20 protein-coding genes are annotated in these 21,827 nt (G+C 74.0%); 17 read left to right on the forward strand and 3 right to left on the reverse strand.

Translation table 11 applies throughout. The annotated features are described in order from the left end of the window. The first annotated feature begins 2 nt into the window (after positions 1 to 2). From K5O09_RS06055 to K5O09_RS06065, 3 genes are all read left to right on the forward strand, one after another. Positions 3 to 770 (forward strand): 16S rRNA (uracil(1498)-N(3))-methyltransferase, encoded by a 768-nt coding sequence (locus K5O09_RS06055; RefSeq protein WP_222171894.1) that lies wholly within the window; start codon positions 3 to 5, stop codon positions 768 to 770. Positions 771 to 878: 108 nt separating this feature from the next. Then, positions 879 to 3,620, forward strand: a complete 2,742-nt coding sequence (locus K5O09_RS06060; RefSeq protein ID WP_370635528.1) for a sodium-translocating pyrophosphatase — start codon at positions 879 to 881, stop codon at positions 3,618 to 3,620. 6 nt (positions 3,621 to 3,626) lie between these two features. Then, the gene (locus K5O09_RS06065) at positions 3,627 to 4,685 is read left to right on the forward strand and encodes a glycosyltransferase family 1 protein (RefSeq protein WP_222171895.1); all 1,059 of its coding nucleotides are present in this window, start codon (positions 3,627 to 3,629) and stop codon (positions 4,683 to 4,685) included. 82 nt (positions 4,686 to 4,767) lie between these two features. On the opposite strand, the gene pgi is transcribed toward K5O09_RS06065, so the two are convergent. Together pgi and K5O09_RS06075 are read right to left on the reverse strand one after the other, a co-directional pair. After that, positions 4,768 to 6,450 carry a glucose-6-phosphate isomerase gene (gene pgi / locus K5O09_RS06070; RefSeq protein ID WP_222171896.1) on the reverse strand — a complete coding sequence of 561 codons (1,683 nt, stop codon included), beginning with the start codon at positions 6,448 to 6,450 and terminating at the stop codon, positions 4,768 to 4,770. 109 nt (positions 6,451 to 6,559) lie between these two features. Then, a complete protein-coding gene (locus K5O09_RS06075; protein ID WP_222171897.1) occupies positions 6,560 to 7,609 on the reverse strand; it encodes an LLM class flavin-dependent oxidoreductase in 1,050 nt (349 codons plus the stop codon). 131 nt (positions 7,610 to 7,740) lie between these two features. Here K5O09_RS06075 and K5O09_RS06080 point away from each other — a divergent pair, with 131 nt between their 5' ends. From K5O09_RS06080 to K5O09_RS06125, 10 genes are all read left to right on the forward strand, one after another. Then, positions 7,741 to 8,943 (forward strand): ROK family transcriptional regulator, encoded by a 1,203-nt coding sequence (locus tag K5O09_RS06080; RefSeq protein ID WP_222171898.1) that lies wholly within the window; start codon positions 7,741 to 7,743, stop codon positions 8,941 to 8,943. Between the two features lie 104 nt (positions 8,944 to 9,047). Then, the gene (locus K5O09_RS06085) at positions 9,048 to 10,343 is read left to right on the forward strand and encodes an extracellular solute-binding protein (RefSeq protein WP_222171899.1); all 1,296 of its coding nucleotides are present in this window, start codon (positions 9,048 to 9,050) and stop codon (positions 10,341 to 10,343) included. A 40-nt stretch (positions 10,344 to 10,383) separates the two neighbouring features. After that, positions 10,384 to 11,340, forward strand: coding sequence for a carbohydrate ABC transporter permease (locus K5O09_RS06090; protein WP_222171900.1), 957 nt, complete (start codon positions 10,384 to 10,386; stop codon positions 11,338 to 11,340). Beyond that, positions 11,337 to 12,290 (forward strand): carbohydrate ABC transporter permease, encoded by a 954-nt coding sequence (locus K5O09_RS06095; RefSeq protein WP_222171901.1) that lies wholly within the window; start codon positions 11,337 to 11,339, stop codon positions 12,288 to 12,290. Before K5O09_RS06090 ends, K5O09_RS06095 begins: the two co-directional genes overlap by 4 nt. 1 nt (position 12,291) lies before the next feature. Then, on the forward strand, positions 12,292 to 13,275 hold the full coding sequence (locus tag K5O09_RS06100) for an ROK family protein (RefSeq protein WP_370635529.1): 984 nt from the start codon (positions 12,292 to 12,294) through the stop codon (positions 13,273 to 13,275). Next, positions 13,275 to 14,069 carry a glucosamine-6-phosphate deaminase gene (gene nagB / locus K5O09_RS06105; RefSeq protein ID WP_222171902.1) on the forward strand — a complete coding sequence of 265 codons (795 nt, stop codon included), beginning with the start codon at positions 13,275 to 13,277 and terminating at the stop codon, positions 14,067 to 14,069. Before K5O09_RS06100 ends, nagB begins: the two co-directional genes overlap by 1 nt. A 205-nt stretch (positions 14,070 to 14,274) precedes the next feature. Then, complete coding sequence (locus K5O09_RS06110; RefSeq protein ID WP_222171903.1) at positions 14,275 to 14,802, forward strand: hypothetical protein; 528 nt, start codon at positions 14,275 to 14,277, stop codon at positions 14,800 to 14,802. Positions 14,803 to 15,034: 232 nt separating this feature from the next. Further along, positions 15,035 to 15,415 (forward strand): DUF3039 domain-containing protein, encoded by a 381-nt coding sequence (locus K5O09_RS06115; RefSeq protein WP_222171904.1) that lies wholly within the window; start codon positions 15,035 to 15,037, stop codon positions 15,413 to 15,415. Continuing rightward, on the forward strand, positions 15,412 to 17,217 hold the full coding sequence (locus tag K5O09_RS06120) for a DEAD/DEAH box helicase (RefSeq protein ID WP_222171905.1): 1,806 nt from the start codon (positions 15,412 to 15,414) through the stop codon (positions 17,215 to 17,217). The genes K5O09_RS06115 and K5O09_RS06120 overlap by 4 nt, the downstream gene beginning before the upstream one ends. 171 nt (positions 17,218 to 17,388) lie before the next feature. Then, on the forward strand, positions 17,389 to 17,544 hold the full coding sequence (locus tag K5O09_RS06125; RefSeq protein ID WP_222171906.1) for a hypothetical protein: 156 nt from the start codon (positions 17,389 to 17,391) through the stop codon (positions 17,542 to 17,544). A 92-nt stretch (positions 17,545 to 17,636) separates the two neighbouring features. Here the strand turns inward: K5O09_RS06125 and K5O09_RS06130 are convergent, their stop codons facing one another. Further along, a complete protein-coding gene (locus K5O09_RS06130) occupies positions 17,637 to 18,962 on the reverse strand; it encodes a nicotinate phosphoribosyltransferase (protein ID WP_222171907.1) in 1,326 nt (441 codons plus the stop codon). A gap of 57 nt (positions 18,963 to 19,019) precedes the next feature. Between K5O09_RS06130 and clpS the strand changes: the two genes are divergently transcribed. The 4 genes from clpS (at position 19,020) to K5O09_RS06150 (ending at position 21,812) form a co-directional block, all read left to right on the forward strand. Further along, positions 19,020 to 19,307, forward strand: coding sequence for an ATP-dependent Clp protease adapter ClpS (gene clpS, locus K5O09_RS06135; protein WP_222171908.1), 288 nt, complete (start codon positions 19,020 to 19,022; stop codon positions 19,305 to 19,307). Then, positions 19,308 to 20,006 carry a DUF2017 family protein gene (locus tag K5O09_RS06140; protein ID WP_222171909.1) on the forward strand — a complete coding sequence of 233 codons (699 nt, stop codon included), beginning with the start codon at positions 19,308 to 19,310 and terminating at the stop codon, positions 20,004 to 20,006. Between the two features lie 10 nt (positions 20,007 to 20,016). Next, on the forward strand, positions 20,017 to 20,832 hold the full coding sequence (murI, locus tag K5O09_RS06145; RefSeq protein ID WP_222171910.1) for a glutamate racemase: 816 nt from the start codon (positions 20,017 to 20,019) through the stop codon (positions 20,830 to 20,832). 179 nt (positions 20,833 to 21,011) lie between these two features. Further along, complete coding sequence (locus tag K5O09_RS06150; protein ID WP_222171911.1) at positions 21,012 to 21,812, forward strand: MBL fold metallo-hydrolase; 801 nt, start codon at positions 21,012 to 21,014, stop codon at positions 21,810 to 21,812. The last annotated feature ends 15 nt before the right edge of the window (positions 21,813 to 21,827 follow it).

The following is a 21,827-nucleotide window of genomic DNA, read 5'->3' on the forward strand; positions in this document are numbered from 1 at the left end:
ACGTGACGGCACCCGTCTTCCTGGCCGAGCCGGGCGGTCTCGCGGCACTCGCGGCCGGCGACCTGTACCTGCTGGACGGCACCGAGGGCCGGCACGCGGGGGTCGTGCAGCGGCGGGCGCCGGGGGAGCGCGTCGACGTCGTGGACACGGCCGGCGTGCGGCTGGTCGGCGAGGTCGAGCACGTGGGCCCCGAGGGCGTGCACCTGCGCGTCCGGCACGTCGTCGTGGAGGCACCTCCCGCGCCGCGGCTCGTCCTCGTGCAGGCCCTCGCCAAGGGCGACCGGGACGAGCTGGCGATCGAGGCGGCCACGGAGGTGGGTGCCGACGGCGTCGTGCCGTGGCAGGCCGAGCGGTCGGTCGTCGTGTGGCGCGGGGACCGGGCGGCGAAGAGCCGCGCGCGCTGGCTCGGCACGGTGCGGACGGCGGCGAAGCAGGCCCGCCGGGCGCACGTCCCCGAGGTGGAGCTCGCGCTGGACTCCCCGGCGCTGGCGCGACGTGTCGGCGACGTGGTGGCCGCGGGCGGCGTCGCGCTGGTGCTGCACGAGGAGGCGACGGTGCCGCTGGGCGGGGCCGCGCTGCCCGCGGCGGGTGCCGGGACGGACGTCCTGGTCGTCGTCGGGCCGGAGGGCGGCATCTCGGAGCGGGAGGTCGCGGCGCTGGTCGGCGCGGGGGCGGTCACCGTCCGGCTCGGGCCGCACGTGCTGCGCACGTCGACGGCCGGCCCGGTGGCCCTGGGGCTGCTCGCGCAGCGGCTCGGGCGCTGGGGCTGAGGCGCCCGCCCGGGACGTCGGTCCTGGGCCGTACGTCTCATCCGTGACCTGCGTCACGGTCCTAGCGTCGAAGGTGGCAGCGAAGGCGCTCTCACCAGGGAACCGACCGTGAACACAGACGTACGGACCGGCAACGACGACCTCGCGGCGGGGGCAGCAGGACCCCGCCGCACCTCCCGGCGCTCCCGGCGCCTGCCCGTGCTGGGCGGGGCCGCCGGCGCGCTGGTCCTCCTGCTCGCCGGGTGCGGCGAGGCCGGCGCGGGTGCCGGGTCCGGTGCCGGATCGGGCGCCGGCGCGGGTGCCGTGCACGGCGGCGAGGCCAGCCTCGTGCTGCCCGACCTCGGCGCCGTGACCGTGCTCGGCGGGGTCTCCGGGCGGCTGCTGCTGGGCCTCGGGCTGGTGGTGTGCGTGCTGGGCCTGGCGTTCGGCGTCGCGTCGTACGTGCAGCTCCGCCGCCTGCCGGTCCACACGGCCATGCGGGAGATCTCCGAGCTCATCTACTCCACCTGCAAGACGTACCTCACGCAGCAGGGCAGGTTCCTCATGCTGCTGTGGGTGTTCATCGCCGCGGTGATCGTCGTGTACTACAAGGCGCTCGTCGGCTTCGAGTGGGGCCGGGTCGCGATGATCATCGGGTTCAGCCTGCTCGGCATGGCCGGGTCGTACGCGGTGGCGTGGTTCGGCATCCGCGTCAACACGTTCGCGAACTCCCGGACGGCGTTCGCGTCGCTGCGGGGCCGGCCGCTGCCGGTGCACCGGATCCCGATGAAGTCGGGCATGTCGATCGGCATGGTGCTCATCAGCCTCGAGCTGTTCATGATGCTGGTGATCCTGCTGTTCCTGCCGGCCGACGTCGCGGGCGCGTGCTTCATCGGGTTCGCGGTCGGCGAGTCCCTCGGCGCCTCGGCGCTGCGCATCGCGGGCGGCATCTTCACCAAGATCGCGGACATCGGGTCCGACCTCATGAAGATCGTCTTCAAGATCAAGGAGGACGACGCCCGCAACCCCGGTGTCATCGCCGACTGCACCGGTGACAACGCGGGCGACTCGGTCGGCCCGAGCGCGGACGGCTTCGAGACCTACGGCGTGACCGGCGTGGCGCTGGTGACGTTCGTGCTGCTGGCGGTCGACGACCCCGCGGTGCAGGCGACGCTCCTGGTGTGGCTGTTCGTCATCCGCGCGGTGATGGTCATCGCGTCCGCCGTGTCCTACCTCGCCAACGACGCCTGGACCCGCCGCCGCTACGCCACGGCGGACCGCATGGACTTCGAGAGGCCGCTGACGTCGCTGGTGTGGCTGACCTCGCTGGTGTCCATCGTCTTCACCTACGTGACCACCTGGGCGGTGCTCGGGCACCTCGAGGGCGCCGGGGACGGGCTGTGGTGGAAGGTCGCGGCGATCATCTCCTGCGGCACGCTGGCCGGCGCGCTCATCCCGGAGCTGGTCAAGGTGTTCACCTCGACCAACAGCCGGCACGTGCGCGAGGTCGTCACCTCCTCCCGCGAGGGCGGCCCGTCGCTCAACATCCTGTCCGGGCTCGTGGCCGGCAACTTCTCGGCCTACTGGCTCGGCATCACGGTGGTCGGCCTCATGGGCGGCGCGTTCCTCATCAGCGAGCAGGGCCTCGGCGACCTCATGGTCGCGCCGGCCGTGTTCGCCTTCGGTCTCGTCGCGTTCGGGTTCCTCGGCATGGGGCCCGTGACCATCGCGGTCGACTCCTACGGCCCGGTCACGGACAACGCCCAGAGCGTCTACGAGCTGTCGCTCGTGGAGGAGCTGCCGGGCGCCGCGGAGCAGATCGACGCCGAGCACGGGTTCCTGCCGCAGTGGGAGAACGCCAAGCGGATGCTCGAGGAGAACGACGGCGCCGGCAACACGTTCAAGGCGACGGCGAAGCCCGTCCTCATCGGCACGGCCGTCGTGGGCGCGACCACCATGATCTTCTCGATCATCGTGGCGCTCACCCAGGGCCTGACCACCGGCCTGGAGAACTTGTCGCTGCTGCACCCGCCGTTCCTGCTCGGCCTCATCACCGGCGGCGCGGTGATCTTCTGGTTCACCGGGGCGTCGATCCAGGCGGTCACGACGGGCGCGTACCGCGCGGTGGAGTTCATCAAGGGCAACATCAAGCTCGACGGCAGCACCCGGGCGTCCGAGGAGGACTCCCGCCGCGTCGTGGAGATCTGCACCCAGTACGCCCAGAAGGGCATGCTGACGATGTTCCTCGCGATCTTCTTCGCCACGCTGTCGTTCGCGTTCGTGGAGCCGTTCTTCTTCATCGGCTACCTGATCTCCATCGCGGTGTTCGGCCTCTACCAGGCGATCTTCATGGCGAACGCCGGCGGCGCCTGGGACAACGCGAAGAAGATCGTCGAGGTCGACCTGCACGCGAAGGGCACCGCCCTGCACGACGCGACGATCGTCGGCGACACGGTCGGCGACCCGTACAAGGACACCTCGTCCGTCGCGCTCAACCCGGTCATCAAGTTCACGACGCTGTTCGGGCTGCTGGCGGTCGAGCTCGCGGTGAGCCTCGCGGACGACGGCCGCGGCGTCCTGGTGCACGTGCTGGCGGCGGTGTTCTTCGTGGTGTCGGCGTACTTCGTGTACCGGTCGTTCTACGGGATGCGCATCGGCTCGGCGCCGGTCGGGGACGCGGAGCCGGCCGAGCCGTCCGAGCCCGCCGGCGGCGACGCGGACGCCGGCGACCGCGCCGACGACCGGACGGCCATGCCGGCCGACCGGACGGCCGGCGACGGTGTGCCCCGCCAGGCGGCGACCGAGCGCGACGTCCTGCCGGACGACGTCCCGGTGGACGCCGACGAGCTGGTCGAGTCCGAGGGGCGGTGACCGGCCGTGCGGGTCGCGGTCAAGCACGACGCGGTCCTCGTCGGGCCTGACGGGCAGGTCGCGGGGCACGACGCCGCGGCCACGCTCGTCCGGCGGCTGCTGCGGGTGTTCCCGGGGTCGGTGCTCGTCGGTCCGGGGCCGCGGCGGTGCGCGGGCTTCGACATGCTGCCGCTGGAGTTCCTCGACGGCGACGGCACGGTGGTCGTCACCATGGACGTGCTCGACTCGGTGCAGGTCTGGCAGACGCTGCGCGCGGGCGGGTGCGAGCGGCCGCAGATCATGAACTTCGTCTGGTGGGACGCGACCCGCTACCAGCACGACGTCGAGCGCGCGGCCCTGGCCCTGTCGTGCGCGCTGTTCCCGACGTTCGCGAACTCCGCCCGCACGGCCTCGGAGATCCGCGAGCTGGTGGCCCGCAGCACCGTGCCGGCGCTCGGGGAGCGGGCGCGGATCGCCTGGGTCAACCTCGGGTTCCGGGTCGACCACATCCGGCCGCGCCGGGAACCGCCGGTCCCCGTCGTGCTGTACCCCGCGATCTACGTCTCGGAGCGCAAGCAGCCGCGGCTGTTCCTCGAGGTCGTGGACCGCGTGCACAAGCGGACGCCGATCCGGGTGGAGGCCCGCCTGCACGAGTCGCACCTCGTGTCCGAGACCGCCATGCGGATGTCCGAGCGGGACTGGTGCTGGGTGGGGCCGCTCACGTCCAGCCGCGACTCGTACTGGGAGGCGCTCGCGCGCACCACGGCGTTCCTGGCGACCGCCACCGAGGAGTCCTACGGCCTGGAGTACGTGGAGGCGCTCGCCGCCGGTGCCGTCGGGGTGTTCCCCGACCTGCCCTGGGCGCGGGCCCTGCTGCCCGAGGGGTACCCGTTCTGCTACCGGACTCCAGACGAGGCGGTCGACCTGCTGCACCGGGCGGTCACCGACACCGCGCGCTGCCGGAAGGAGCTCGACGCGGTGGCCGGCGGGTCGTTCGTGCAGTGGCTGATGACGCACCACGACGACGACACGTTCGACCGCGCGGTGGCCGAGCGGGTGGAGGAGTGGTTCGGCTCCGCGCACTGAGCCGCGCGGCAGGGCCGGACGCGACGGAGGCCCGCACCCCTCGCTCGGGGTGCGGGCCTCCGTCGTGACGCGTGCTCCGGGCTCAGCCCTGCCGCAGCTCCAGGTACCGCGCGATGAGGGCGCGCGTCGACGGGTCCTGCCCGTCGAGCGCCGCCGTGTCGCCCTCGACCGCCGGTGCGATCTCGAGCGCGAGCTTCTTGCCGAGCTCGACGCCCCACTGGTCGAACGAGTCGATGCCCCACACCACGCCCTGGACGAACGTGATGTGCTCGTACAGCGCGATCAGCTGGCCCAGCACCGACGGCGTGAGCGACGGCGCCAGGATCGACGTCGTCGGGCGGTTCCCGGAGAACACGCGGGCCGGGACGATCTCCTCCGGCGTGCCCTCGGCGCGCACCTCGTCCGCCGTCTTGCCGAACGCCAGCGCCTTGGTCTGCGCGAAGTAGTTCGCCAGGAACAGCGCGTGCACGTCGGTGCCGCCGTCCTGCAGCGGGTGCGCGGGGTTCGCGACAGCGATGAAGTCCGCCGGGATCAGCCGGGTGCCCTGGTGGATGAGCTGGTAGAACGCGTGCTGGCCGTTGGTGCCGGGCTCGCCCCAGAACACCTCGCCCGTCTCCGTCGTGACCGGCGTGCCGTCCCAGCGGACCGACTTGCCGTTCGACTCCATGGTCAGCTGCTGCAGGTAGGCCGGGAACCGGTGCAGGTACTGGGCGTACGGCAGGACGGCGTGCGTGTGCGCGTCGAGGAAGTTCACGTACCAGACGTTGAGCAGGCCCATGAGGACCGGCACGTTCTGCTCGAACGGCGTGCTGCGGACGTGCTCGTCGACGGCGTGGAAGCCCTCGAGCAGCTCGCCGAACGCGTCCGGGCCGATCGCGATCGCGAGCGAGGTGCCGATGGCGGAGTCGACGGAGTAGCGGCCGCCGACCCAGTCCCAGAACCCGAACGCGTTCTCCGGGTCGATGCCGAACGCGGCGACCTTGTCGAGCGCCGTCGACACCGCGACGAAGTGCTTCGCGACGGCGCCGGTGCGGGCCTCCTCGGTGTCCTCGATCGCGCCGGCGGCGACCAGCCCGCGCCACAGCCAGTCACGGGCCAGGCGCGCGTTGGTCAGCGTCTCCAGGGTGCCGAACGTCTTGGACGCGACGATGAACAGCGTCGTCGTCGGGTCGAGGTCCTTCGTCTTCTCGGCGATGTCCGTCGGGTCGATGTTCGACACGAACCGGACCTCGAGGCCCTCCTGCACGTACGGCTTGAGCGCCTCGTACGCCATGACGGGGCCGAGGTCCGAACCGCCGATGCCGATGTTGACGACCGTCGCCACCCGCTCGCCGGTCACGCCCGTCCACTCGCCGGAGCGGACCTTCTCCGCGAACGCGGCGACCTTGGCGAGCACCTCCTGCACGTCCGCGTCGACGTCCTGGCCGTCCACGACCAGCGGCGGCTCGGCGTCCGCGGGGCGCCGCAGGGCCGTGTGCAGCACCGCGCGGTCCTCGGTGACGTTGATGTGCTCGCCGGAGAACATCGCGTCCAGGCGGGTCTTGAGGTGCACCTCGTCGGCGAGCCGCGTCAGCAGCTCCAGGGTCTCGTCGGTGACGAGGTTCTTCGACAGGTCGACGGTGAGGTCCGCCACCTGCCGGGTCAGGCGGGTCGCACGCTCCGGGTCGGCGGCGAACCAGCCGCGCAGGTCCGGGGTCAGCGCGTCACGGTGCGCGGTCAGGGCGGTCCAGGCGCCGGTGGTGGTGGCGTCGACGGGTGCAGTCACGGGGAGTCCCTCTCGGAAGCAGATCCAACGGGGACCACCGTATCCGCGCGCGCACCCCGGGCGAGCGGGACCGTCGGCCCCGCGGGCGGCGTCGGTCGCGTGAGCCGGCTCAGCCGCCCAGCGCCTCGCGCACCAGCGGCGCCACGCGCGTGCCGAGCAGCTCGATCGCGCGCAGGCTCTCGCGCTGCGGCACGCCGGACAGGTCCATCTGGAAGATCTGCCGGTCGTGGCCGAGCGCGCCGTGCAGGGCGACGATCCGCTCGGCGATCTCCTCGGGCGCGCCGACGAAGTACGCCCCGCCCGTGGCGGCCTGCGACTCGAAGGCGATGCGGTTGGGGATCGCGAACCCGCGCTCGGAGGCGATCCGGCGCATGGAGTCGAGCCAGTACGGGAAGAAGAAGTCGCGCGCCTGCTTGCCGTCCTCGGCGACGAACCCCATCCCGGCGACCTCGACGCGTCGCGTGGCCGGGTCGTGGCCGGCCTCCTCGTGGGCGCGGCGGTACAGCTGCACGAGCCCGGCGAAGTCGGCCGGGCGGCCGCCGATGATCGCGTACGACACGGGCAGCCCGAGCCGCCCGGCGCGCTCGGAGGACGCGGGGTTGCCGCCGGTCGCGATCGCGATGCGCAGGTGCTCCCCGAGCCCCGGCTTGTCGAGCGGGCGCGGCAGCACGTCGACGCCCTGCAGCGGCGGGCGGAACCGGCCGGACCAGGTGACGGGGTTGCCGCGGTCGATGCGCAGCAGCAGGCGGATCTTCTCCTCGAACAGCGCGTCGTAGTCGTCCAGCGAGGCGCCGAACAGGGGGTACGACTCGATGAACGAGCCGCGCCCGGCCAGCAGCTCCACCCGCCCGCCGGACAGCAGGTCCATCGTTGCGAACTGCTGGTACACCCGCACGGGGTCCTCGGTGGACAGCACGGTGACGGCGCTGCCGACGCTGATCCGCTCGGTCTGCGCGAGGGCGGCGGCGATGACGGTGGCGGGGGAGGAGATGGCGTAGTCGGGCCGGTGGTGCTCGCCGACGCCGACGTGGTCGAGGCCGACCTGCTCGGCCAGCCGGACGCGCTCGAGCACGTCGCGCAGCCGCTGGGCGGGGGAGGTCACCGCCCCGCTGACGGGGTCGGGGTGGATGTCGCCGAAGGTGTACAGACCGAGCTCCATGCGAGGTGGAGCGCTCGCGCGGGCGCGGGCATTCCGGGACGCGTGTCACGCCGGTGAACGCGCGGTCACGATGTGGTCACGGTCACGGGAACTTCTTGACGGTAGTTAGTAAGGAAGGTCTACTAACAAACATGGCGGCGACAGAGACGACGCGGACGGCGCGTCCCGGGGCACCCGCGCCCCGGGGAGTGGGCCGGGCGCTGCGACCCACGGCGAAGGTGCTCCCCGAGCACGCCCGGGCGCACAACCGCGCGCTCGTCCTGCAGCACCTGTTCCACGAGGGGCCGTCGTCACGGGCCGACCTCGCCCGCAGCACCGGGCTGACCCGCGTCACCGTCTCGGACCTCGTCTCCGTCCTCATCTCCGAGGGCCTGGTGGAGGAGCTCGGCCTCCGGCCCGAGGGCCGCGTGGGCAAGCCCGCCACTCTCGTCGGGATGCGCACGGAGGAGTTCCACGTCGTCGCCGTCGACCTCGCGGACGACGCCAGCCTCCGCGGCGCCGTGATGACGCTCACCGGTGCCGTCGTGGCGCGCCGCGCCGTCTCGCTCGACGGGCGCACCGGGGACGCGGCCGTCGCCGTGCTCGAGGACCTGTGCCGTGAGCTGCTGGCAGCCGCCGACCGGCCCGTCGTGGGCGTGGGCATCGGGTCGCCCGGCGTCATCGACTCCTCCGGCTACGTCGTCGCGGCCCCCAACCGCGGGTGGTACGAGCTGCCGCTGGCCGCGCTCCTGACCGAGCGCCTCGGGGTCCCGGTCCAGGTCGCCAACGACGCCAACACCCACGCGCTGGGGGAGTACACGTACGGGGGTGCCACCGGCACCGGCCTCATGGTCGTCACCGTCGGGCAGGGCGTCGGCGCCGGCATCGTCCTGGACGGCGCGCTCGTGCGCGGCCGCGGCGACGCGGCCGGGGAGATCGGGCACGTGACCGTGGTCGACGACCGCGACGTCCGCGCCGGCGACCCGCTGCCGCAGCCCTGCGCGTGCGGGCGCGAGGGCTGTCTGGAGACCCTGCTGTCCCTGCCCGCCCTGCGCCGCGCCACGGCCGGCCGCACCCCCGAGGAGTCCGACGCGGTGCTCGCGTCGGTCGGACGGAAGCTGGGCATCGCCCTGGCTCCCGTCGTCAGCGCGCTCAACCTCGCCGAGGTCCTGCTCTCCGGTCCCCCGGAGCTGCTCGACGGAGCCCTCAGGGTGGAGGCGCTCGCCACCGTCCGGGCCCGGACCATGCCCCTGCTGGGGCAGGACCTCGTGCTGCGGATGGGCTCGCTGGACGAGGACGGGGCGCTCTCCGGCGCCGCGGCGCTCGTGCTGTCCGGTCAGCTCGGGGTCACGTGACGACCCCGAGCCGACCGCTTGCAGTGCCGGTACCACCACCCCGGCGACGCCCGGACGGGCCTCGCCTCGCATCAGGGAGGAACACCAACGTGAAGATCGTACGGATGGCAGCCGTCGGTGTGGCGGCGACGCTTGCGCTGACGGCGTGCTCGTCGGGCGACGACGGCGGCTCGACGTCGTCGGACGGCACCCCCGAGGCCGCGGACATCACCCTCTGGCTCGCCGGCGCGGACACGCCCGACGAGCTGCGCGACTACCTCAAGACGACGTTCGAGGAGGAGAACCCCGGCTCGACGCTCACCATCGAGGAGCAGGAGTGGGGCGACCTCGTCACGAAGCTGACGACCGCGCTGCCGGACGCCGCCAACACCCCCGACGTCGTCGAGATCGGCAACACGCAGTCGCCGACCTTCACCACGATCGGCGCGTTCCGCGACCTGACCCCGCTGTACGACGAGCTCGGCGGAGACGACCTGCTGCCGTCGTTCGTCGAGGTCGGCAAGGCGGACGGCAAGAACTACGCGCTGCCCTACTACTTCGGCTCGCGCCACATGTTCTACCGCAAGGACATCTGGTCGGCCGCGGGCCTCGAGCCGCCGACGACCCTCGCCGAGTTCTCCGAGGACGTCACGAAGCTCCGCACCGACGCGCAGTCCGGGTTCGCCATCGGCGGCCAGGACTGGCGCAACGGCATCTCGTGGGTGTTCGCGAACGGCGGCGAGCTCGCCACGCAGGACGGCGGCGAGTGGACCTCCACGCTGTCCGACCCGAAGACGATCGAGGGTCTCGAGCAGTGGCAGGCCGTCTACGAGGGCTCGTCCAACGTGCCGGCCACCGAGCGCGACGTCGCCTACTGGGACTTCCTCAACGACGGCACCGACGGCGCCGCCCCGGCCGCCGCGACGATCATGGCCCCGGGCTGGGCCCGCTGGTCCATCGGCGACCTGACGACGAACGACGCCGGCGAGGAGGTCCGCGACGGCATGACGGACACCAGCAAGTTCGGCATCTTCGCGCTCCCGGGCGCGGACGGCGGCCTCGCGCCGGTGTTCGCGGGCGGCTCGAACATCGCGATCTCGGCCCAGTCCCAGCACCCGGAGCTGGCCGAGAACCTCATGCGGATCATCTTCTCGCCCGAGTACCAGCAGATGCTCGGCGAGAACGGCCTCGGGCCGGCCAACTCGCAGTACGTCGACTCCCTGGGCGACGACGAGTTCGCGCAGACGATGATCGACACCGCCGCGGCGTCCAAGCTCACCCCGGCGGCGCCGGGCTGGGCCGCCGTCGAGGCGGCGTTCGTCTACGAGGAGCTGTTCCAGAAGATCGCCGAGGGCGGTGACGTGACCGAGCTCGCCGCGCAGTACGACGAGCAGATCACGCCGATGCTGAACGGCCAGTGACCGACCGCCGGCCGGCACGTCGCCCGTCAGGAGAGAACGCATGTCCACCACCGAGGCGCGCCCCGCGCCCCCCGCCGCCTCCCCGGCCGCGCCGCCTGCGGCCCGCCGGCGCCGCGGCCCCCGCGCCACCCCGTACGTCCTGCTCGTGCCCGCCGTGGCCGTTCTGCTGCTCGGCATGGGGTACCCGCTGTTCTGGCAGGTCGTCACGTCGCTGCAGGAGTTCGGACTCGCGCAGCAGTTCGGCCAGCCGCCCACCTTCGTCGGCCTCGACAACTACGCCCGCATCTTCAGCGACGACGCGCTGTGGGCGGTCGTCGTGCGGTCCGTCGTCTTCTGCCTCGTCAACGCCTTCGTCACCGTCGGCATCGGGGTGCTCCTCGCGCTGCTCATGAAGGCCGTGCACCCCGTCGTGCGGGTCGTGCTCCAGGTCGCCCTCCTGCTCGCGTGGGCGATGCCGCTCGTCGCCGCCGTCACCGTCTGGAAGTGGCTGTTCGACTGGCGCACCGGCGTCGTCAACTGGCTGCTCGTCCAGGTCGGCTTCGACTCGTACGCCGGGCACTCGTGGCTCGCGCAGCCGCTGTCGTTCTTCTTCGTCGCGACCGTCGTCATCGTCTGGATGTCGGTGCCGTTCGTGGCGCTGTCCGTCTACGCCGCGCTCACGCAGGTGTCCGACGAGGTGCTCGAGGCCGCCCGCATCGACGGCGCCCGGCCCGCGCAGATCTTCTGGCACGTCACGATGCCGCTCGTGCGGCCCGTGCTGTCCATCGTGCTGCTGCTGCAGATCATCTGGGACCTGCGGGTGTTCGCGCAGATCCGGCTGCTGCAGGACAGCGGGGCCCCCGTCAGCGAGACGAACCTGCTGGGCAACTTCATCTTCGAGCTCGGCATCGGACGGCAGGACTTCGCGGGCGCCGCGGCGGTGTCGATCTTCGTGCTCGCGCTCACCGTGCTGCTCAGCTGGCCCTACGTCCGCAGCCTGCTCAAGGAGGACCGATGAGCTCCGTCGAGACCGGCGCCGCTGCCGCGCCGGCCCGCCCCGTCGCCGCCGGAGCCGCCCGCGGCGGGACGCCCGCCGCGCCGGTGAGCCGCCGCCCCGCCGCGCGTCCTCGCGTGCGCCGCCGCCTCGGTCGCGTGCTGCTCGGCGCGCTCGGCGTCGCCGTCGCCGCCCTGTGGGCGTTCCCCGTCTACTGGATGGTGCTGTCGGCGCTGACGCCCGACGCGCGCCTGCGGTCCGCGACGCCGTCGTTCCTGCCGACCAGCCCGACGCTCGCCAACTTCCGCGCCGTGCTGGAGGGCGGCTCGTTCGGGTCGGCCCTGCGCATGAGCCTCGCGATCACCGGCACGACCGTCGTCGCCGTGCTCGTGTTCGCGTTCCTGGCCGCACTGGCCATCAGCCGGTTCCGGTTCCGCGGGCGCCTGACGTTCGTCGTGGCGGTGCTGTTCGTGCAGATGCTGCCCGCCGAGGGCCTGTTCATCGCGCAGTACAAGATGCTGTCCACCGCCGGGCTGCTCAACAGCGTCATCGGCGTCTCGGTGCTGTACACCGCCGCCGTCGTGCCCTTCACCATCTGGATGCTGCGGGGGTTCGTGGCCGGCGTGCCCATCGAGCTCGAGGAGGCCGCCATGGTGGACGGCCTGTCGCGCACCCGGGCGTTCCTGCGGATCACGTTCCCGCTGCTGGCCCCCGGGCTCGTGGCCTCCGGCGTGTACGCGTTCCTGCAGGCGTGGAACGAGTTCACGGTCGCGCTGGTCGCCCTGCCCGCCGAGTCCGCGCGGACCCTGCCGCTGTGGCTGCGCTCGTTCCTCGCCGCGAGCACCAACCGGGGCGTCGACTGGGGCGAGGTCATGGCCGCGTCCACGCTCATCGCCGTGCCCGTCATCGTGTTCTTCCTCGTCGTCCAGGGCAGGATGACCTCGGGGCTGGTGTCCGGAGCGGTGAAGGGCTGACGTGGACGAGGTGATCACGCGGTCCCGGGCGAGCGGCCCGGGACCGGGAACGACCGGCGCGTCCGCCGGCTGGTCCGTCGGGCTCGACGTCGGCGGCACCAAGACGCTCGGCGTGCTCGTGGACCCCGAGGGCACCAGCGGACCCGGGCTGCGGCTCGCGTCGCGCCCCGGGGGTGACGCCGTCGCGGCCACCGCCGCCGAGGCCGTCCGCCGGCTCGTCGCGGACGCCGGGCTCGCCGTCGCCGACCTCGCGGGCGTCGGCATCGGGCTGCCCGGCATCGTCGACCCCGCCGCGGGGCGCGTCGAGCACGCCGTCAACCTCGGCATCGAGGGCTCCGTCCCGCTCGCCGCGCAGGTGTCCGGCCTGCTGGGCGCCGTGCCGGTGCGGCTCGAGAACGACCTCAACGTCGCCGCCGTCGGCGCTGCGCACCTGCTGCCCGACCCGGCGCCCGACCTGGCGTTCCTCGCGCTCGGCACCGGCCTCGCGGCGGGTCTCGTGCTGGACGGCCGGCTGCGGCGCGGCGCGAGCGGTGTCGCAGGAGAGATCGGGCACCTCGTGCACGTCCCCGGCGGGCTGCCGTGCCCGTGCGGCCAGCGCGGCTGCCTCGAGCAGTACGCGTCCGGCAGCGCGCTCGGCGCCGCCTGGCCGACGTCCGACGGACGGCCCGCGCCGGTCGCGCTGTTCGAGGCGGCGCAGGCGGGCGACCGCGAGGCGCTCGCCGTGCGCTCCCGGTTCGCCGACGCCCTCGCCGCCGCGGTGCGGGTGCTGCTGCTCACCACCGACGTCGCGCACGTCGTGGTGGGCGGCGGCGTCAGCGAGCTGGGCGCGCCGCTGCTCGACGTGCTGCGCGACGAGCTGGACCGGCAGGCCCGGGACTCCGCGTTCCTGGCCGCGATGCAGATGGCGGAGCGGGTCACCCTCGCGCCGCGTGGAGTACCGGTGGGTGCCGTCGGCGCCGCGCTGGTCGGACGGAGGGAGTCCTGATGGAGGTCGTCATCGCGCCCGGGCCCGAGCTGGCCCGCCTCGCGGCGGACACGATCGAGCGGGTGCTGCGCGCCCGCGCCGCGGAGGGCCGGCACGCGGTGCTCGGCATCGCCACCGGGTCCAGCCCGCTCGCGGTCTACGACGAGCTCGCGCGGCGGCACACGCAGGAGGGCCTGTCGTTCGCCGGCGTGCAGGCGTTCATGCTCGACGAGTACGTCGGGCTCGCCGCCGACCACCCCGAGCGGTACCGCAACGTCATCGAGACCGAGTTCGCCTCCCGCGTCGACATCGACCCGGCCGACGTCCACGGCCCCGACGGGCTCGCGGAGGACATCCCCGCGGCCTGCGCGGCGTACGAGGCCGCCATCGCGGAGTCCGGCGGCGTCGACGTGCAGATCCTCGGCGTCGGCACCGACGGGCACATCGCGTTCAACGAGCCCGGGTCGTCGCTGGCGTCCCGCACCCGCATCAAGACGCTCACCCGCCAGACCCGCGAGGACAACGCCCGGTTCTTCGGCGGCGACGTCTCGCAGGTGCCCACGCACTGCCTGACGCAGGGCCTGGCGACCATCATGTCCGCCCGGCACGTCCTGCTGCTGGCCACCGGCAAGCACAAGGCGGAGGCCGTCCACCAGCTCGTCGAGGGCCCGGTCAGCGCGATGTGGCCCGGGACCGTCCTGCAGCACCACCCGCACGCCACGGTCCTCGTCGACGAGGCGGCGGCGAGCCGCCTCCAGCTCGCGGCGTACTACCGCGAGACCTTCGCCGCCAAGCCGGCCTGGCAGACCATCTAGCCCACCCCGCGGTCGCCCCGGGTCGCCCGCGAGTTCGGCACTTCCCGTGCGAGTTCGGCATCTGCAGCTGCCGAACTCGCCTCGGAGTGCCGAACTCGCGGGCTGGGCGGCGCGCCGGGTCCTGCACAGGCCGGGTGGTCGAGCGTGGTCCCAGGCGGGTGGCTGCCCGAGCCCGCGCGGCGCTGTCCGGCGTGAGGCTGGGGGCATGTCCTCGTCCTCGCTGTCCGACGCCACCGTGGTCCTCGCACGGACGCGCCCCGCAGCGGACGTGCGACGGGCCGTCCGTGACGGTGCGCTGGTCCGGCTCCGCCGCGGCGCGTACGGGGCCACCCCGCCCGCGGAGCCGCCGGGCGAGTCGGCGCACCGCGCCGCGGTGCAGCGCCTGATCGCCGTCGCCGCCCAGATCACCCTCCCCTTCCACTTCTGCGGGGAGTCAGCGGCGCTGGTGTGGGGGCTGCCGGTGGTCGGGCTCTCGGGTCGCACGCACATCCTCCAGGCCACACGACCGAGCGCCCGGAACGACCCCGCGCTCGCGCGGCACGTCGGCGAGCTGCCTCTGTCGCACCGCACGACGGTCGACGGTCTCCCGGTCACCTCGCTGGCGCGGACGGTGGTGGACTGCGCGCGGGCGACGCGACCCGGCCCGGCCCTCGTCGTGGTGGACGCCGCGATCCGCCGGGGTGTGGATCCGGATGCCCTCGCCGCGGTGGTCCGGACGGCTGCCGGTGGCTGAGGGGTCGTGTCCGCCCGCCGGGTGATCGGAGGTCGTCGCCGCCCGTGCTGCCCGCCTCCTGCGCTCCCGACCGTGACGGCGTGCCGGCGGTTTTGGCGACTTCGGCAGTCCCAGGCGAGTTCGGCACCTGCACGTGCCGAACTCGCACCCGGAGTGCCGAACTCGCGAGGGGGGGACGGGGGCGGGCGCGAGGGGAGGGGGTGTGGGGGTGGGGGGTCGTACGATGGCGGGCATGAGTGAGCCCCTGCCGCCGAGCACCGAGCCGGACCGACTGTCGGAGCCGGGCGGCGGCTCGACGGGGCTCCTCGAGCGCGTCGAGCAGGAGCAGGCCGTCGAGCCGGGTGACCACGAGCGCTTCGCGCACTACGTGCGCAAGGAGAAGATCATGGAGTCGGCGCTGTCCGGCAAGCCCGTGGTCGCGCTCTGCGGCAAGGTGTGGGTCCCCGGCCGGGACCCGAACAAGTTCCCCGTCTGCCCGGTGTGCAAGGAGATCTACGAGGGTCTGCGCGAACCGCAGGACGGCGGGGACGGTGACCAGGGGTCCGGCGGCGGGGGACGCCGCTGGGGCTTCGGCCGCGGCAAGGGCTCGGGCGACTCCTCCGGCGGACAGTGAGCGCCGCGGAGCGCCCCTCGTCCGCATCCGCCTCGCACGCCTCGACGTCGGCAGCATCGCAGCTGCCGCCGGCGTTCCCCGGGCGTGCGCCGTGGGGGACGGCGGGCAAGCTGCGCGCCTGGCAGGCCGAGGCGCTCGAGCAGTACCTGGCGACGTCGCCGCGGGACTTCCTGGCGGTCGCGACGCCGGGCGCCGGCAAGACGACGTTCGCGCTGCGGATCGCCACGGAGCTGCTGCAGGCGCGGATCGTGCGCCGCGTGACCGTGGTCGCCCCGACGGAGCACCTCAAGCACCAGTGGGCGGACGCCGCCGCGCGCGTGGGCATCAAGCTGGACCCCAACTTCAAGAACGCGCAGGGCCGGCACGGTCACGGGTTCGACGGCGTCGCCCTGACGTACGCCGGTGTGGCGTCGAAGCCGGCGCTGCACGCCGCCCGCACGACCGCGGCGCCGACGCTCGTGATCCTCGACGAGGTCCACCACGGCGGTGACGCGCTGTCCTGGGGTGACGCCGTGCGGGAGGCGTTCGAGGGGGCGACCCGCCGCCTGGCGCTGACCGGCACCCCGTTCCGCAGCGACACGGCGGCGATCCCCTTCGTCGAGTACGAGCGCGGCGTGGACGGCATCCGCCGCAGCCGCGCGGACTACACGTACGGCTACTCCGAGGCGCTGCGCGACCACGTCGTCCGCCCGGTGCTGTTCCTCACCTACTCGGGCTCGATGCGGTGGCGGACGAAGGCCGGCGACGAGGTCAGCGCCCGCCTCGGCGAGCCGCTGACCAAGGACATGACCGCGCAGGCGTGGCGGACGGCGCTCAACCCGGACGGCGAGTGGATCCCGTCGGTGCTGGCCGCGGCCGACCGCCGGCTGACGGAGGTGCGGCGCACGGTGCCGGACGCGGGCGCGATGGTCATCGCGACCGACCAGACGGACGCCCGCGCGTACGCCGGCCACCTGGCACGGCTCACGGGGAAGTCGCCGACGGTCGTGCTGTCCGACGACGACGGCGCGAGCGCCCGCATCGACGAGTTCTCCGCGTCGGAGTCGCGCTGGCTGGTGGCGGTGCGGATGGTCTCGGAGGGCGTCGACGTCCCGCGGCTCGCCGTGGGCGTGTACGCGACGAGCACGGCGACGCCGCTGTTCTTCGCGCAGGCGGTCGGGCGGTTCGTCCGGGCGAGGCGCCGCGGGGAGACCGCGTCGGTGTTCCTGCCGAGCGTCGCGCCGCTGCTGGCGCTGGCGAACGCGCTGGAGGTCGAGCGCGACCACGCCCTGGACCGCCCCCTGACGGCGGAGGAGCAGGGCGAGGGCTACAACCCCGAGGACGCGCTGGTCGCGGACGCGAACCGGTCGGAGAAGGCCTCGGACGCCCTGCAGGGCACGTTCGAGGCGCTCGAGGCCCAGGCGTCGTTCGACCGTGTGCTGTTCGACGGCGGCGAGTTCGGCACCGGCGCGGACGTGGGGTCGGAGGAGGAGCTGGATTTCCTCGGGCTGCCCGGCCTGCTCGACCCGGACCAGGTGACGACCCTGCTGCGGCAGCGCCAGGCCAGCCAGGTGAACGCCCGCAAGGGCAAGGGGCAGCCGGCCCCGGACCGCGCCGAGATGGACCACCGCCGGCAGGCGGAGCTGCGCAAGGAGCTCTCCCAGCTGGTGGGCGCCTGGTCGCGCCGCAGCGGCCAGCCGCACGGCGCGGTGCACGCCGAGCTGCGCCGCCGTTGCGGGGGTCCGGAGGTCCCGCTGGCGGACCCGGCGCAGCTCGAGGCGCGCGTGTCGATGGTCCGGGGCTGGTTCGTCGGCAAGCGCTGACTCCCGGTATCCGCGCAGGTCAGCGCGCTGCTACTACCACGGTTCGGCCGGCGCGCAACCGCTGCTCCCGGCGTGCGGACCGTGCAGCGCGATGAGAGCGTCATCCCCGTGACAGACGTCCGCCGGGTCGACCGGCGGACCACGGAGCAGGGGGACGAAGGGAGTCGTCAGATGCCCACGTGGCTCATCCTGATCATCATCGGTGTGGTGCTGCTGATCCTGGGCGTCGCGGTCGAGGCCGCGAAGTTCCTGCTCTGGATCGGCATCGCGGTGCTCGTCGTGAGCCTCATTCTCGGCCTGGTGCGCCGCGGAGGCTCGCGGGTCTAGCCCGCCACCGCTGGTACCCGGCGCCCGCGTCCCCTCCTGGGGGCGCGGGCGCCGGTGCGTCCCCGGGTCCGGTCCCCGCGGGGGCCCGGCGCTCAGACCGTCAGCGTCACCGTCGGGAGCGCGGCCTCGTCGGCCGACAGCCGCCGCGCTCCGCGGGGCAGCTCGTCGCGGGACGCCGCGTGGCGCGCGGCGGCGGCGGCGACGCCCTCCGAGCCCGTCCAGCCGGGCTGCACCGCGCCGTCGACGACGAGCGGGACCACCAGTCCGCGCAGGTCGTCGGAGTCCGGGGTCCATGCACGCACCGCGTCGTCGGAACCGCCCACGACGACCTCGGCGACCGCGCGCCCCTCGCCGTCGAGCCGTCGCGCCGCGTTCTTGCGGCCCCCGGTCGACGTCTTCGCGGTCGAGGCCTTGGCCACCGGCGCGAGCCGACCGTCCACCCCCTCACGGGCGACGAGCTTGTAGACCATCCCGCACGTGGGCGCGCCGGAGCCGGTGACCAGCGACGTGCCGACCCCGTACGAGTCCACGGGTGCGACGGCGAGCGCGGCGATCGCGTACTCGTCCAGGTCGGACGTGACGACGATGCGCGTGTCCCGGGCGCCGAGCGCGTCGAGCTGGGCGCGCACCTCCTGCGCGAGCACGCCGAGGTCGCCGGAGTCGAGCCGCACCGCCCCGAGGCCCGGGCCGGCGGCCGCGACGGCCCGCTCGACGCCGCGGCGCACGTCGTAGGTGTCGACCAGCAGCGTGGTGCCGGCGCCGGCCGACGCGACCTGTGCCGCGAAGGCGGCCTCCTCGTCGTCGTGCAGCAGCGTGAAGGCGTGCGCGGCCGTTCCGATGGTGGGGATCCCGTAGCGCCGGCCGGCCTCGAGGTTCGACGTCCCGGCGAACCCGGCGACGGCGGCGGCCCGCGCGGCGGCGACGGCGGCCTGCTCGTGGGCGCGCCGGGCGCCCATCTCCAGGCACGGCCGGCCGATCGCGGCGCTCGTCATGCGGGACGCCGCCGACGCCACGGCGGAGTCGTAGTTGAGGACGGACAGCACGACGGTCTCCAGCAGCACCGCCTCGGCGAAGCTGCCCTCGACGGTCAGCACGGGGGAGTGCGGGAAGAACATCTCCCCCTCGGCGTACCCCGTGATGGTGCCCGTGAACCGGTAGTCCGCGAGGTACTCCAGCGTGGTGTCGTCGACGACGCCCTCGCGGGACAGCCAGCCGAGCTCCTCGGGCCCGAAGCGGAAGTCGGCCAGCGCCTCGAGGACGCGGCCGGTGCCGGCGAGCACGCCGTAGCGTCGCCCGTGCGGCAGGCGCCGCGTGAACACCTCGAAGACGCAGCGGCGCCCGGCCGTCCCGTCCGCGAGGGCGGCCTGCAGCATGGTGAGCTCGTACCGGTCGGTCAGCAGGGCGGTGCTCGACGTCATGGGCACACGGTAGGCGCGCGGGGGCGGCGTCGCCGCCAGGGAACCTAGAGTGGTCCGGTGTCCGTGGAGATCGCACCCGAGGAGACCGCCCACGCCGAGGGCGCCGTGGCCGAGCCCTGGGTGACGGTGGTCTGGAACGACCCGGTCAACCTCATGTCGTACGTCACCTACGTGTTCCGCTCGTACTTCGGCTACCCGCAGGCGAAGGCGGAGAAGCTGATGCTCGAGGTGCACGAGCAGGGCCGGTCGGCCGTGTCCACGGGCAACCGCGAACAGATGGAGGTGGACGTGCAGGCCATGCACGGGTTCGGCCTGTGGGCGACGCTGCAGCGGGGGGAGGCGTAGGTGCGCGCGTTCCGGCGCGAGGGCGGGGACCTGGTCGCGGAGGTCGACGCGGGTGAGCGCGAGGTGCTCGCCACGGTGGTGGCCGACGTGGCGGAGCTGCTCGGCGGGCTCCCGGGGACCCGGCCCGCCGGGGACGCCGGGGACGCCGGGGGCGACCGTCCGCGCGGCGACGCGCTCGGCGAGGTGCACCTGCGGCTGGACCCGCTGCCCGCGCCCGACGACCCCGCCGTGCACCGGCTGCTGCCCGACGCCTCCCGGGACGACCCCGAGGTCACCGCCGAGTTCCGCCGGCTGACCGAGGACGACCTGCGCGCCCGCAAGCTCCGGCGCCTCCAGGAGCTGCACACCGCGCTGCTGGGCCCGGCGCCCGCGGGCGGCACGGCTGTCCGCGGTGGGCGCCACCGCGCGGGAGCGGTGGTCCGGGTGCCGCGCGACCGAGCCCCGGAGCTCGCGGCGACGCTGACCGACGTCCGCCTCGTGCTCGGCGAGCGGCTCGGCGTGACCGACGAGGAGGCGAGCGATCGGCTCGAGCAGGAGGTCGTGCACGGTGACCCGGCCCCTGGTGACCACGCGGCGCAGGCGCGCCAGTACCTCGGCTCGGTCTTCCTGGCGCTGGGCTGGTGGCAGGAGACCCTGATGGCGTGCCTGCTGGCGGACCTCCCGGAGCCGCCGCAGCACGACGGCGCCGGCCGGGACTAGGATCGCGGACGTGAACGACGCACCCATCGGGATCTTCGACTCGGGGGTGGGCGGTCTCACCAACGCGCGGGCGATCATCGACCAGCTCCCGCACGAGTCGGTGCTCTACATCGGCGACACCCTCAACACCCCGTACGGCCCGAAGCCGCTCGCGGCGGTCCGCGCCCACGCCCTCGAGGTGATGGACGACCTGGTGGACGCGGGTGTGAAGATGCTGGTCATCGCCTGCAACACGGCGTCGTCCGCGGTGCTGCGCGACGCCCGCGAGCGGTACACGCTGCGCAAGGGCCTGCCGGTCGTCGAGGTGATCCTCCCGGCGGCGCGGCGCGCGGTCGCCGCGACCCGCACCGGCCGCATCGGCGTCATCGGCACGAAGGCGACGATCGAGTCGCGGGCGTACGACGACGCGTTCGCGGTGGCGCCGGGCGTGCAGCTCACGACGCAGGCCTGCCCCCGGTTCGTCGAGTTCGTCGAGGCGGGCGTGACGTCGGGCCCGGAGCTGCTGAGCGTCGCGAGCGAGTACCTGCAGCCCGTCAAGGACGCGGGCGTCGACACGCTGGTGCTGGGCTGCACGCACTACCCGCTGCTCACCGGCGTGATCTCGTACGTGATGGGTGAGGGCGTCACGCTCGTGTCCTCGGCCGAGGAGACCGCGAAGGACGTCTACCGGACGCTCGTCGCCCACGACCTGGAGCGCGACCCGGCCGCGGGGCCGCCGCAGCACCGGTTCCTCGCCACCGGGGACCCGGACTCGTTCGCCCACCTCGCCCGGCGGTTCCTCGGCCCCGAGGTGCAGCACGTGGAGGCGCGCGGCGCCCTGCGCTGACCGGCGGACGACGGCGCGCCCGGCAGGTGCACCCCGGGTGGCCTCCCCCTCCCCGCCGTGACGAGCGACACGTCCGCGGCGGGACCGTCGACCGCCCGCCACCGCGACGCGCACGGCATCATGGCACCCGGGCCGCCGAGGGTCGTCGGTCCTGCCGGTCATGCAGGGGAGAGGTGCCGATGAGGCTGGTCGTCGTGGGCAGTGCCGGGTCGTTCCCGGGCCCGGACTCCGCCGCGTCCAGCTACCTGGTCCAGGCCGAGGGTCCGGACGGCGAGGGCGGCACCCGCACGTGGAGCGTGCTGCTCGACCTGGGCAACGGCGCGCTCGGCCCCCTCCAGCGGTACCTCGAGCCGTCGAGGCTCGACGCGGTCGCGATCAGCCACCTGCACGCCGACCACGTCGCCGACGTCGTCGTGCTGGGCGTGATGCTGCGCTACGACCCCCGGGGCTGCCGCTCGGAGCCGCTGCCGCTCTTCGGGCCCGACGGCACCGCGGAGCGTCTCGCGCAGCTCTCGGGCCACGACCCGGCCACCGACACCGGGGCGCACCTGGCGCTGGGTACCTGGCGGGCGGGTGAGGCCGTCCGGGTCGGGCCGCTGACGATCCTGCCCGTCCCCGTCGAGCACCCCGTGCCCGCGTTCGGGTTCCGCGTCTCCGGCCCGTCCTCGGTCGACCCGGGGCGCACCGTCACGCTCGGCTACACCGGCGACACCGACGAGTGCCCGGGACTCGACGACGTCGCGCGCGACGCGGACCTGCTGCTCGCGGAGGCGGCGTACCTGGAGTCGTCGGACGCGCCCCGCGGCGTGCACCTCACGGGGCTGCGCGCCGGGCGGGCCGCGCAACGGGGCGGCGCGCGGCGGCTGCTGCTCACCCACCTGGTCGCCTGGAACGACCCGGAGGCGAGCCTCGCGGAGGCGGCCGGCGCGTACGACGGGCCGCTCGACCTGGCCCGGCCGGGCGCGGTCGTCGACCTCTGACCGCGCGGCGCCCCC

Origin of the sequence: Cellulomonas sp. C5510, from assembly GCF_019797765.1 — a bacterium.
In the GTDB taxonomy this organism is placed as follows: domain Bacteria; phylum Actinomycetota; class Actinomycetes; order Actinomycetales; family Cellulomonadaceae; genus Cellulomonas.